Consider the following 12,855-nt stretch of genomic DNA (forward strand, 5'->3'; position numbering starts at 1 on the left):
TGGGCGCAGATATGCCAACGAATCGGTTCACTGTCGCGACTGACGACCAGCTCTCGGTAGTCGACATCACCGACCGAGTCCGGGACGTGATTCCCGAAGACGCCGAGGGGACCTGTACAGTGTTCGTCCGCCACACCACCGCGGGCATCACAGTCAACGAGGCCGAGCCGCGGCTGCTCGGTGACCTCAGTGACGCACTCGGGGACCTCGTCCCGGACAGCGGGTGGGACCACGACGAACTGGACGGCAACGCGGACGCACACGTCCGGGCGATGTTTGTGGGGCCGAGCGAGACGATTCCCGTCCGCGACGGGGGCCTCGATATGGGGACGTGGCAGTCCGTGCTGCTCGTCGACTGCGACGGGCCGCGAGAACGAGCCGTCGACGTGGTCGTCACCGACTGAGGCGGCGACAGCATTACTGACGACTGCCAGTCAGACAGCCTCGACCTGCTGTTCGCCGTATATCTCTGCGAGTTTCTCGCGGTACGCGCTGCGGATGTTGCGGCGCTTCTTTTTCATCGACGGCGTGAGCAAGTCGTTCTCGGCGGTCCACTCCCGGGAGACGAGCGCGAACGACTTGATCCGCTCGACGCGTTCGAGTTCCTCGTTGACCGCGTCGACGGCAGTCTGGACCCACGCGTGGACGCGGTCGTCCTCGACTAGTTCCTCGGGGTCGTCGGGGAGGTCGACGCCCTCGCTGTCGGCCCACCGGCGGAGTTCCTCGAAGTTCGGGACGATTATCGCGCCGACGAACTTCTGGTCGTCGCCGACGACCATGACCTGATCGACCCGGTCGTTCGTCGCGAACTGGTCTTCGATGGGCTGTGGTGCGACGTTTTTCCCCGTCGAGAGGACGAGCAGTTCCTTGAGGCGGTCGTGATAGATGAGGAAGTCGTCGTCGGTCCGTTCGACGATGTCGCCGGTGCGGAACCACTGGGTGCCGTCGATTTCGGTGAAGGCCCGCGCTGTCGCATCGGGCGCGTTCCAGTACCCCTGCGTGACGTTCGGGCCGTCGACGAGCAGTTCGCCCACGTCGCCAGTGACGCCGTCGAATTCGCTGGCGTCGACGACGTCGGTATCGATGTGAACGTCGACCTCAGTCAGCGGAGCACCCAGGGTTCCGGGACGGACGTCTTCCGGCGGGTTCACCGTCAGAACCGGTGAGGTCTCAGTGAGGCCGTACCCTTCGAGTATCGTCAGCCCCATCCCGAGGAACGTCTCACAGAGCGTTTTCGAGAGACTCCCGCCGCCGCTGACCATGAACTCGATGTTCCCACCGAGCCGTTCTTTGACCGTGCTGTAGACGAGTCGATCAGCGAGCGAGTGTTTCGCAGTGAGTATCGGTCCCGGGTCGTCAGTCCGGGCGTAGTCGCGGGCCACGTCCATCGACCAGTCGAAAATCCGCTTTTTGAGCGGGGACTCGCTGGCCTGCGTTCGCATATTGTCGAAAATACGCTCGTAAACTCTGGGGACGCTCAGCCCGGTCATCGGTTTGACGGTCTGGAGGTCGTCGGCCAGCGTATCCGGGCTTTCGGCGTAGCTCACAGCCGCGCCGGAGGCGTACATGAAGAAATGGCCCGCGAGGCGCTCGAAGACGTGCGCCAGGGGGAGGAACGCTATCGAACGCGTCTCGGCGGTGACGGTCGGCAGGTCCGGCGGCTTGTCCGGTCGTGGCCCGATTCGCCTGCGGGCCTGATTGACGTTCGCTCGGAAGTTGCGGTGGGTGAGTTGGACCCCTTTCGGCTGGCCCGTCGTCCCGGAGGTGTAGATGAGACTCGCTAGATCGTCGGGGTCGCGGTCGTCCAGCCAGGACTGGTACGCCGACTCGCTGAACGTCTCCTCGCCGCGCCTGTACACTGTTTCGAGTGTGTACACGTCCTCGCGGTCCACGTCGATGTCGTCCATGACGACGATGAACGAAAGCGACAGGTCCTCCTCGATAGCCAGGACACGGTCCAGCATCTCGGCGTTCTCCACGACGACGGCGCTCGCCTCTGGGTCCGACAGCAGATACTGCACCTGTTTCGGCGAGGAATCCGTGTACACGGTCGTCACCACCCCGCCCGCAGACAGAACGGCAAAGTCGCTCAGCGCCCACTCCATCCGCGTGTTGGCCAGAATACCGACGCGGGCGTCCGGGCCGACACCGAGGTCACGGAACCCTGCGGCCAGGTATTTGACCAGGTGATGCATCCGCTCGTAGCTGAGTTCGGCGTAGTCGCCGTCGGGAGCCGCCGGTATCACGTCGACAGTCAGTGACCGGTCGTAGACACCACCCTTGTACAGTTGGGCCGTCGTGTCGGCGTTCCGGGCCGCGCTTGCGGCAAACATCTCCCCCAGCGTGTCGTCGCCGATGACGTCATCAGTGTGCGCTTCCTCGGCCGTCCGCCAGTCAGAGTGATTGCCCGCAGTCATGTCATACCGCAGTGTTCACTAGGCCAGCCCAAATATGTGCAGGATGTTAACACTCAATTGGTTTGTCGGAGTTGATTCCGTCAACGGTTTTGGAAGAAGGGGCGACGAGTGGCAACCTGTCTCGCCAAAGCTTTGTCATGAGAGCGAGATAGCCATCACATGGTCGTCTCGACGGAACCAGCCTGGGGTGATGCCGTGGAGCAGTTCGTCAAAGAGTACGAGAGCGCCATCGTGTACGCCGATATCGAGCAAGAGACAGTCCTGCACGAGGGAGCGGTTCGCGTCCTCGCAAACGGCTGGGTCGAACTACCCACGGGGCGACTCCTCTCACCAGACGCAGTCCACCACATCGATGCGCAGGTGGACTGAAAAGAGCGTGCGAGTTTGCCAGCGAAGGGATGCACCCGAACGGCCGGAGTCGCGGGTGCGCACCCGGAAAGCGGTACACCGTCCGGAAGACAGTTAGAACAGACGTGTTACTGCCACTCTAGTCGGCAGTCCTCGTTGCAAAAGTGGGCGGTTTCGACGCTGCCGTCTTCTATCCATGTGATGACACGGTGTGTCACTTCGTTAGCGATAGCGTCGCCGCAGGTAGCACACTCCGGTGCCTCGTCCTCGTCGATATTCTCGTGGTGATCTGATGTCGGGTCGACCATCTTAGTTGAGAGTGTCTTTCACGCCACTTAATCCCACATACTTGCACTGAACGTCACGAACGTACACGAATGTCGAATCGGTTACAGAAGGCTAGCTACACGTAGTTACCGCAAACAGACGCTCGATAGAAGATGCCCGCTATCGGTCTCGCGTGACGGATTCGCCAGGGGTTGTCGTCGCGCCCGAGGAGAGGACGACACCGGCGTTCAGGCTCGTGTTGATAGCCGTCTTCGCGCCGTCGCCTGCGACGACGCCGAACTTCCGCCGCCCCGTCGAGACGCGGTCGCCTTTCACTGTCATCCGGACCGGGTCGCCGTCGTGGCGGAGGTTCGCTACCTGCGTTCCCGCGCCGAAGTTGACCTCGCGCCCGATGACGCTGTCACCGACATAGGAGACGTGGGGCACGTTCGACCCCGCCATTAGCACCGTGTTCTTGAGTTCGACGCCGTGGCCGACGTGGGTATCCTCCCCCAGAAGGGTCGCCCCGCGGACGTAGGCGTTCGGGCCGACGTGTGCGCCCGAGCGGACCAGCGCCGGCCCCTCGATGACGACGCCTGGTTCGATAACTGCGCCCTCCTCGACGACGACTTCGCCGCGCAGGTCGGCATCACCCCGCACCTCCCCGTCGAGTCGTCGGTCCAGTTGCCCCAGTTTCCACTCGTTGGCTTCCAGTAACTCCCAGGGACGGCCCACGTCCAGCCAGCGGTCGACCTCGACGGCGGTGACCGTCGATTCCTTGATGACTTTTGCGAGCACGTCTGTGATTTCCCGCTCCCCGCGGTCGCTGAGCGGCACGTCCAGCCAGTCCCGCGCTTCCGCCGGGAAGACGTACGCCCCGGCGTTGGCCAGGTCCGTCGGCGGGTCGTCCGGCTTCTCGACGATGCCGGTGATTGTGTCACCTTCGGTCGACAGCACGCCGTAGCTCGTCGGATCGTCGACGCGGTAGGCCGCGACCGACGGCGCGGCGTCGAAGAGGCCGCTGAGACTCGCAGCGTCGTAGAGGTTGTCGCCGTTGAGGACTGCGAAGGGACCGTCGAGGTGCTCCCTCGCAGCGGCGACAGCGTCGGCGGTCCCCAGTTGCTCCTCCTGAACGGCGAAGCTGACCGGGACGCCGTTGTACTCGTCGCCGAAGTACGAGCGGACCGCCTCGGCCTCGTAGCCGACGACGAAGATGAGTTCGTCGGCCCCCGCCTGGATTGCCGTGTCGGCGGTGTGTGCCACCAGCGGCCGGTCCGCGACCGGGAGCATCGGCTTCGGTGTGTGGTCTGTCAACGGCCGCATACGCGTCCCCTGGCCTGCCGCGAGTACGACTGCTTGCATGGTCGGTCCGTTGCTCGGGCCCGAAAAATACCTACCGCTGTTGACTCGTTCGGGAGGCGGATTAGCGAGAAGTCACGCTGATTCGGTCGTGGAGAAAGCCCTATCTACACCTATTCCACGGCCTCGAACGTCCACTCTGCCCCGAATGGCGTCGTCCGGTAGTCCCACCGCCTGTCCGCGTCCGGTTCCGTCACCAGTTCGATGGTTCTGGTTTCCCCAGCGGGAATCCGCTGCGTGTAGGGGCCATCAGAGTCAATGTACCACGTATCTGCGGAATAGCCGGCAAGTATGCCTGGTTCCTCGGGCGTCTTGAACTCGAAGATGGACTTGAACATCCCTGCGCTGTCGCCCACGTTCTCGACCTCCATCTCGACTATCGCTTCATCGCCCGTGACGTCCTCCGGCGGAACGTCGATGTTCGCCAGTTCGAACTCGGGGAAGCCACCGGGCGACTGAAGCGGGATTTCGATATCAGCGACTGCACTCCCTTCTGCGAGATTTATGCCGAACGCGAGGTTGTCAATCTTGGCCTTCGGGACAGCGTAAATCAGATGGCCGCTGTAGGTCTGCCCTGGGTTGATGTTCTCCCCGGCTGCGTTCGTCCCGTCACGACCTGCGGCCGACTCGCTCACGAAGCTCGATTCGGGAACGACAAAGTCGTCTTTCGACACCGTCTTCGCCTCGCCAGTTCCGTTCTCGAACGTCACGCTCAGAATCAGGAGGATATTATCTGAGACCGTTTCGCGAATGGCATGGACAGTGTTATCGCCCAAAGCCCGTTCGCCAGAGGGGAGCTCGTAGGCGATCATCTGTTCGTAGGACATATCAGACACTGTGGCCTGAACGCCGCTCGCAAGCTCGATGGTTTCCCCAGTGCTCCCCCGCTTCGGGAGGACCGACACGGTTGACGTGACCGTATCGTCGACGGCGTAGAAGTCCGACGACGGTTCAAACGCCCAAGCACCGGCGTACTCGGCGTCGACACGATAGCTATGCGAGACTTCTTCGCCGGACGCCAGTCCGTCAGCGTTGACGGTGACTGTCTGTGGCTCAGTGTTAGCTGCTTCCGAATGGACGAACTCTATGGTTGCGTTCCCGGATATCGGCTCACCACCGACATTGACGGCAGTCACGTCACCCTCGATGGTGTCACCGAACGCGACCTCCTTTGGCCCATTCACGGAGAGCAGTTTCAGCCGTGCCGGTGCCTCTTGATCTACTTCATACGTTGGTTCCGGCGTTGGTGTCGACTCACTGGTTCCGTCTCCGCCGTCTCCGTCTCCCCCGTCGCTCCCACTACATCCTGCAAGGCTGAGTGCAGCGATGCTGCTTCCGATCGTACTTACGTATGTTCGCCGTTTCATATACTACTGGCTTCATATACATATATAAATATGTTTTCTTTCACCTACGTAATTGTCAAATATCAACACAGAGAGTGGCTGAATTGCAAAGCCTGGAGGCTGAACTCACAGTTACGTGCGGACTGGGCAGAGTAGTAACGGATCGAACAGCGGGCACAGCAGTCGCTCACTATAGTAACAATTGAAACAGTTCACACACTGATCACACTGCTGTCGTGCGATCAGGCGTGGGTTGGTTTTCAATGGCTACTATAGTTTGGTTACGACAGTAATGTGCTCGGTCAGGGATTTGAACCCTGGTCCTCGGCTTGAAAGGCCTTCCGTAACCGCAGAGTGACCATTTGTTTCGAGCACACCCAAATCCACCCAATTGCGTTTTTTCGTCGCTACTAACAGCTAATGTACAGGGAGTACTTGAACCAACCTGCTGATTGTCCATCAGCCAAGTTCGATTGGGAGGTGTGTCTGGTTTTAATTCCCACACAAATGGCAGTCGGGACTGGTTCGAGAGCACCTTCTCAGAACCAGTCCGGCTATACTGACTTCAAAATAAAGAAACCACGATTTCTGAAACTACGATTTCCAAAATCGGGAGTTCTATTGTATTGGGTATGGTACTGCCTGTATGGCGCAATTCGTTGACCGGGATATCGAACTCGAGAAGCTAACAGACTGTTACGAGTCTGTGACGGCGGATTTCGTCGTAATCTACGGCCGTCGCCGCCTCGGTAAGAGCGAACTCGTCCGCCAGTCCATCGCTGATCGGGACGACGCCGTATACTACCAGGCAGTCGAGTCCACGGCACCGAACCAACTCGAACAGTTCGTCGACACTGCAACTGCGCAGTTCCCGTCACTGCGAAACGTCCGCCGTGATTGGGAAGCACTCCTAGAAACACTCGGCGAAGAGGACGCCATTATCGTCATCGACGAGTTCCCGTTCCTCATTGAGGAGGACGAATCGCTCCCGTCACGGATACAGCGAGTTTGGGACATGAAGCTACAGGAGACGGGGATGACACTCGTGCTCGTCGGCTCTTCGATCAGCGTTATGGAGGACAAGGTGCTTTCCGGGAGCGCGCCGCTGTATGGACGCCGGACAGCAACAATCGATCTCAAGCCCCTCGAAGTAGTCGATGCGCAGCAGTTCTTCCCGGAATACGATCCCGAAACCGCAATCACCGCGTGGTCGATCTACGGCGGGACTCCGTATTATCTCCAGACTATCGATCCCGACCAGCCGTTAGGAGCGAACGTCCAGCAGACAGTTCTGTCGGAGCGCGGGCTTCTGTACTCAGAACCGGAATTCCTTCTCCGCACCGAACTCCGGCAGCCGAACACGTACTTCAGTATCCTCCGCGCACTTGCTCATGGGCGTCGCACTCCGAACGAGATCGCGGGCATGGCCGGCGTGGATTCGGGGTCGCTCAGTACGTACTTACAGAAGCTTCGTCGACTCCGCCTCGTTGAACGCCACATCCCCGTCACTGAATCACCGAGGACCTCGAAACGCGGCCGGTACCGCATCGCTGCGCCGCTGTTCCGGTTCTGGTTTCGATTCGTCTACGGGAACCAGGATCAGCTTCGCATGCTCGGCGCCGATGCGTACGACAAACTCGTTGTGCCCGAGCTAGCGGATTACGTGAGCCCGTTGTTCGAACGCCTCTGCCAGCGAGCGATTCCAGACCTTATCGACCGGCAGTTCCGTGATGTCGGGCAGTGGTGGTTCAAAGAACACGAGTTGGACATCCTCGGTCTCTCAGATAGGGGACTCGTTGCTGGCGAGTGTAAGTTCACCTCTCAGCCGGTAAGCGAAGGCGTGCTCTCTGATCTTGAACGAACCACGGAAGAAGTCCGGTGGTCAGGAGAACCAGCCGAGGAAGAGACGCTGTACGTCTTGTTCAGCCGCTCCGGATACACTGACGATCTCGAACGCGTCGCTGACACCCGCGATGACGTGCTTCTTTTCGAACTTTCAGATCTGGTAACAACTAACAGCACCTCGTGAACGCGATCCACTCCCCACACAGTAGTGACTTACGAGTTTGTTCGCGACAGTAATGTGCTCGGTCAGGGATTTGAACCCTGGTCCTCGGCTCGAAAGGCCAAGATGATTGGCCGGACTACACCAACCGAGCGTACTCTTGCGTTCCGGGTGCACCAATTTAACCCCATCGAAATAGACGCTACCTGAGGATGCGTACCACAGACGTACGACTGTTGTGAGTCGGCAGGCTCCAGTAGCGTGTGTCAAAAAGATACGACGTATTCAGCCGGTGGGCGACTGTCCGCTATTACTTGCCTTCGAAGTCCGGCTCACTTCCGTCAGAGCTTCGCTCTGACGACGGTCGCCTCACTTCCCTTCGAAGTTCGGCTCCCCGTCGCCCATGAACGCGTTGATGCCCTCCATCACGTCGTCGGTCCCGATGAGATGACCGAAAGCCTGTGATTCGACTTCGAGGCCGGCATCGATGTCGTCGCGGCCGGCCAGCATCGCGCGCTTGGTGAGTTTCTGTGCGACCGGCGGGCCGGCGGCCATGTCTTTGGCCAGTTCGAGTGCGTGCTCGTGGAGGGCGTCGTTGTCGACGACCTCGTTAATGAAGCCGTATTCGGCCATCTCGTCGGCGTCGTAGCGGTCGCCGGTGAAGATAATCTCCTTGGCGCGGCCTTCGCCGACGATGCGGGCGAGGCGCTGTGTGCCGCCCCACCCCGGCAGGAGGCCGAGGTTGTGTTCGGGCTGGCCCAGTTCGGAGCGCTCCGAGGCCACGCGGAGGTCGGCACAGGTCGCCAGTTCCATCCCGCCGCCCAGCGAGTAGCCGTCGATGCCGGCGACGACCGGCATCGAGCACTCCTCGAGCTTCCCGAAGGTTTGCTGGCCCTTGCGGGAGAGTTCGATGGCGTCCAGCGGCGTCGCGTTCGAGGCCATCGCCTGCACGTCTGCCCCGGCGGAGAACGCTTTGTCGCCGGCCCCGGTCAGCAGGATGGCGCGCACCTCGTCGTCGTCTTCGAGCAGGTCGACGGCGTCGGCGAGGTCGTCCATCAGCTCAGGGCTGACGGTGTTCATCCGGTGTGGGCGGTCGAGTTCGATGTGACCGACCATGTCACCGGGGTACTCGACGGTGACATTATCGAACTCCGCTGGAGCCTCGTCCTCGGTACTGTAAAAGCCACCTTCCGCCGCGGCCTCTCGGAGGCCGTCAGAGACCGCGTAGCGCTCCGCGCCGGTCTCCTCGTGGGTTTCCTCAAGCGTGTCGACGAGCGTCTCGAGACCGGTCTTGTCGGCTATCTTCGCGGGACCGTCCGGGAAGCCGCCGCCGAGCTGGACGGCCTGGTCGATGTCTGCAACGGGGGCCACGTCGTTCTCGACGAGCTTCCCGACCTCGTTTGCCATCACGGCGACGAGGCGGTGCTCGACGTCTTCGCGGCCGGCGTCGGTCGGAATATCGACGCCGCCGTTCTCGTAGTCGTAGAAGCCCTTGCCGGTCTTCTTCCCGAGTTCCTCGTTCTCGACTTTCTCCTCGAGCAGGGGACACGGGGCGTAGGGCTCGCCCAGCACTTCGTGCATATATTCGAGGACGTGGAGGCCGACGTCGTTACCGACCTGATCGGAGAGTTCGAACGACCCCATCGGCAGGCCCATGTCGAACTTCGTCGTCGAGTCGACCTCGGCGATGGTCGCTTCCTCGCCGTGGACGAGCCAGGCGGCCTCGTTCATCAGCGGGACGAGGATGCGGTTGACGATGAACCCCGGCGAGTCCTTGCGGACGCGGACCGGCGTTTTGCCGAAGTCTTCGGCGAGCGCCCCGATGGCGTCCAGCGTCTCGTCGCTGGAGTGTGCGCCGGAGATGACTTCGACCAGCTGCATCCGGACCGGCGGATTGAAGAAGTGCATCCCACAGAACTGCTCGGGTCGCTCGGTCACTTCCGACAGTTCCGTGATGGAGAGGCTGGACGTGTTCGTGGCGAAGATGGCGTCTTCGGGCGCGTGTTCTTCGACCTCCGTGTACACGTCCTTCTTGATCTCCATTTTCTCCGGCACGGCCTCGATGACCACGTCGACGTCGCTGACTGCTTCCTCGACATCGACCAGCGGCGTGACGCGGTCAAGCGCCGCATCGGCTTCCTCCTGGGTGAGCTGGTCTCGCTCGGCCAGCTTGTTCAGCGACCATTCGATGTTGTCGTAGCCGTCCTCGACGAACTCGTCTTTGATGTCACGCATCCGCACGTCGTAGCCTGCGATGGCGGCCACTTCGGTGATTCCATGGCCCATGTTCCCGGCACCGAGCACGGCGATAGTGTCAATATCCTCGAAATCCATGACATATCGTTCCACTGCCGGCCGAGGCTTCAACGTTTCTCTCATTAGAAAACCACTCTCCAGTTTATTTCGGATTACAAACCATTAATGCATTTCACGTCAACACACCACATATGGACTTCGAACTGACAGAAGAGCAGCGACAGATACAGGACGAGATTGCCCGGTTCGCCGAAAACGAAATCAAGCCCGTCGCGACCGAGTACGACACGGAAGAGAAGTTCCCTCGAGAGATCGTCGAGAAGGCCGCCGAGATGGGGCTGACAGGCGCGAACATCCCGATGGAGTACGGTGGCGCAGGCTACGACACGCTGACCAACGCTATCATCGCCGAGGAACTGTTCGCGGCCGACCCCGGAATCGGCCTGAGCATCCAGTCGGCCGCCTTCGGTGCTGACGCCCTCATCGGGTTCGGCTCAGAGGCCCAGAAAGAGGAGTACCTGGAGCCTGTGGCAACTGGGGACGCCATCATGGGCGCGGCCATCTCCGAACCAGACACCGGCTCGGACGTGTCGTCGGTGTCGACACAGGCGCGCAAGGAGGGCGACGAGTGGGTCATCAACGGCAACAAGATGTGGATCACCAACGGCTCGGTCGGCGACTACTTCGTCGTGCTCTGTGAGACCGACCCGGACGCGGAGGGGCGGTACAACGGCTTCTCGCAGATTCTCATTGAGTCCGACCGCGACGGGTTCGAAGCCGAGAAGATTACGGGGAAACTGGGTATCCGTGCGTCGGATACCGCAGAACTCATTCTCAACGATGTGCGCGTCCCCGAAGACAACCTTGTGGGAACGCGCGGGGCCGGCTTCCTCCAGATAATGCAGTTCTTCGACGAGACCCGGACCGGCGTGGCCGCACAGGGCGTCGGTATCGCTCGCGGGGCCGCCGAGCGCGCGCTGGAGTACGCCCAAGACCGCGAGCAGTTCGGCCAGTCCATCTCAGAGTTCCAGGCCACCCAGCACAAACTCGCCGAGATGTTCACCGAAATCGAGGCGGCACGCCAGCTAACTCACAAGTCCGCCTGGAGCGTCGACAACGACGCCGACAAGCTCACCCAGCTGGCCTCAATGGCCAAAGAAAAGGCCTCCCGCGTCGCCGTCGAAACAGCCGACGAGGCCGTCCAGATCCACGGCGGCGCTGGCTACGTCAACGACTTCGACGTCGAGCGGTTCTACCGCGACGCCAAGATCACCCAGATCTACGAGGGGACGACCGAGATCCAGAAGAACATCATCGCCCGAGAACTGCTCGGGAAGGGCATGACGTAAACTACCCCACCCTACTTCGCTCGGTCTGACGACCTCGCTTCGTTGAGGGTGGGGCTTTCGCGTGGACTCCCGCTCTGGCCGGAATCTCCGGCAGGAGTCTCATACTCTCCGTTCGCGTTCAATGTCCCGCGATTCAAGCGCACGCCTACGGGTGCGCCTCCACCGTCCCCAGTTTGGTTACGACGGAGATACCGCAAACCGATGTTTTTTGCCGCATTGTAGTCGGCGTGGTTCTCGTAGCCGCATTTCAGGCACACGAACGCCTCGCTGTCGCGGTTGTCCGGGTGGGTGAACCCGCAGTGTGAGCAACGACGTGACGTGTTTTCCGGGTCTACCACTGCCACATCAATGCCGTGCAACTCGGATTTGTATTTGACGTACTCGTACAACCGCTCGAACGCCCACTTGTGGCCCCACGACGCTTCGGGGAGTCGGTCACGGATGCCGCTCAACTCCTCGAAGGCGATGATCGTACACCCGTTCTCGGCGGCTTCTTCAATGATACCGTTGGCAATCCGGTGGAGCATCAGTTTGAACCGGCCCGTTTCCTTCCCTCCGACCGACTGGATATTCTCGTGAGCGGCCCGCGTGCCACACTGCTGGAGCGAGCCACGCCGCTCCTCGTACTCGCGCCTCGTGGTCGAACTCGTGGCCGCTCCAGAACGTCCCTGTCGAAGTAACAGCGAGTTGGTTCACGCCGAGGTCAACGCCGAGGACTGTCCTGTGCCCGGTCGTCGCCTGTTTCGGCGTGTCAGACACCACCTCCGCGTTTGTACGGAGATGAAGGAACCACTGGCCGTCTCTGTGGTGCAGTTCTGCGCCCGTCACTTGGTAGTCGTCGCTGTCGAGATACCGACTGTGTGGTGTGTCGCGGTCGGCGGCGGGAAGGAGGTACTCGACTTCGATACGGCCCTCAACGGTCGCCAGCGACACGTACTCGTCGTGGAATGTCGCGCACCGTTTGTCGTACACCACGGTCGGACTCGTGAACTGCGGTTTTCCCGCGTACTCGCCCTGCTTCCAGCGGGCGACGGCGCTCTGTACGGCGTCGGCGGCCTTGTTGCGAGCGTTCTGGACGAGATTCGCGTGCAATCGTGTTTGCTCACGCACGTCGTCGTAGGTTTCTGCCTGCAACTGGGCCTTGCTCGTCGTTTTGTATTCGCCCTGCCATGCGTGGTCTACGACGTAGTTGGCGGCCCACAGAAATTCATCGACGGTTTCGCGGAGAAGTGCGGCGTCGTTGCTGTCCACGTCGAGTTTGACTGAAACAGTGCGCCGCACTTCCATGGCTCAGACGTGTGCTCGGTGTTTTATCAGCGTTGGGGAGAACAGACGGCAACAGTCCGTGGTCTGTGTCCGGGTTGTCGGCTTCCTCTCCGGCCTACTCGTTCGCTTCGCTCACTCCTTGAGGCCGGAGGCTCCGCCTCGAAACTGCATGATTTTTGCCTCGGTCACCGCTTAGTGGCCTGTGGACCTCCCGCTGCTTTCTTTAATTGCTGGTCGAACCA

At 61.0% G+C, this 12,855-nt stretch carries 9 protein-coding genes, 2 tRNA genes and 1 pseudogene; 4 read left to right on the top strand and 8 right to left on the bottom strand.

What is annotated here, in order from left to right; genetic code table 11:
- The first annotated feature begins 11 nt into the window (after window positions 1–11).
- Complete coding sequence (locus tag SG26_RS16280; RefSeq protein ID WP_014040498.1) at window positions 12–404, top strand: secondary thiamine-phosphate synthase enzyme YjbQ; 393 nt, start codon at window positions 12–14, stop codon at window positions 402–404.
- Between the two features lie 30 nt (window positions 405–434).
- Here the strand turns inward: SG26_RS16280 and SG26_RS16285 are convergent, their stop codons facing one another.
- Window positions 435–2,417: a long-chain fatty acid--CoA ligase gene (locus SG26_RS16285; protein WP_050038143.1), complete on the bottom strand. Its 1,983-nt coding sequence runs from the start codon at window positions 2,415–2,417 to the stop codon at window positions 435–437.
- A 159-nt stretch (window positions 2,418–2,576) separates the two neighbouring features.
- On the opposite strand from SG26_RS16285, the gene SG26_RS16290 reads away from it, so the two are divergent.
- The gene (locus SG26_RS16290; protein ID WP_008308946.1) at window positions 2,577–2,786 is read left to right on the top strand and encodes a hypothetical protein; all 210 of its coding nucleotides are present in this window, start codon (window positions 2,577–2,579) and stop codon (window positions 2,784–2,786) included.
- A gap of 107 nt (window positions 2,787–2,893) precedes the next feature.
- Here SG26_RS16290 and SG26_RS16295 read toward each other — a convergent pair whose 3' ends face one another.
- The 4 genes from SG26_RS16295 to SG26_RS21205 form a co-directional block, all read right to left on the bottom strand.
- Window positions 2,894–3,073, bottom strand: coding sequence for a hypothetical protein (locus SG26_RS16295; protein ID WP_008308944.1), 180 nt, complete (start codon window positions 3,071–3,073; stop codon window positions 2,894–2,896).
- A gap of 139 nt (window positions 3,074–3,212) precedes the next feature.
- Entirely contained in the window at window positions 3,213–4,394 is a 1,182-nt protein-coding gene (gene glmU, locus SG26_RS16300; RefSeq protein ID WP_050007724.1) for a bifunctional sugar-1-phosphate nucleotidylyltransferase/acetyltransferase, read from the bottom strand.
- Window positions 4,395–4,504: 110 nt separating this feature from the next.
- On the bottom strand, window positions 4,505–5,758 hold the full coding sequence (locus SG26_RS16305) for a DUF4352 domain-containing protein (RefSeq protein ID WP_014040501.1): 1,254 nt from the start codon (window positions 5,756–5,758) through the stop codon (window positions 4,505–4,507).
- A gap of 274 nt (window positions 5,759–6,032) precedes the next feature.
- Window positions 6,033–6,088, bottom strand: a tRNA-OTHER gene (locus SG26_RS21205).
- 295 nt (window positions 6,089–6,383) lie between these two features.
- Between SG26_RS21205 and SG26_RS16310 the strand changes: the two genes are divergently transcribed.
- Window positions 6,384–7,766, top strand: coding sequence for an ATP-binding protein (locus SG26_RS16310; protein WP_014040502.1), 1,383 nt, complete (start codon window positions 6,384–6,386; stop codon window positions 7,764–7,766).
- A 55-nt stretch (window positions 7,767–7,821) separates the two neighbouring features.
- Here the strand turns inward: SG26_RS16310 and SG26_RS16315 are convergent.
- Both SG26_RS16315 and SG26_RS16320 read right to left on the bottom strand, forming a co-directional pair.
- Window positions 7,822–7,896, bottom strand: a tRNA-Glu gene (locus tag SG26_RS16315).
- Between the two features lie 215 nt (window positions 7,897–8,111).
- Complete coding sequence (locus SG26_RS16320; protein ID WP_050038144.1) at window positions 8,112–10,076, bottom strand: 3-hydroxyacyl-CoA dehydrogenase/enoyl-CoA hydratase family protein; 1,965 nt, start codon at window positions 10,074–10,076, stop codon at window positions 8,112–8,114.
- A gap of 113 nt (window positions 10,077–10,189) precedes the next feature.
- Here SG26_RS16320 and SG26_RS16325 point away from each other — a divergent pair, with 113 nt between their 5' ends.
- Window positions 10,190–11,347, top strand: coding sequence for an acyl-CoA dehydrogenase family protein (locus SG26_RS16325; RefSeq protein ID WP_050038145.1), 1,158 nt, complete (start codon window positions 10,190–10,192; stop codon window positions 11,345–11,347).
- 11 nt (window positions 11,348–11,358) lie between these two features.
- On the opposite strand, the pseudogene SG26_RS22010 reads toward SG26_RS16325, so the two are convergent.
- Window positions 11,359–12,634, bottom strand: a pseudogene (locus tag SG26_RS22010) (RNA-guided endonuclease InsQ/TnpB family protein).
- Between the last annotated feature and the right edge of the window lie 221 nt (window positions 12,635–12,855).

The organism is Haloarcula sp. CBA1115, from assembly GCF_000827835.1.
Lineage (GTDB): Archaea > Halobacteriota > Halobacteria > Halobacteriales > Haloarculaceae > Haloarcula > Haloarcula hispanica.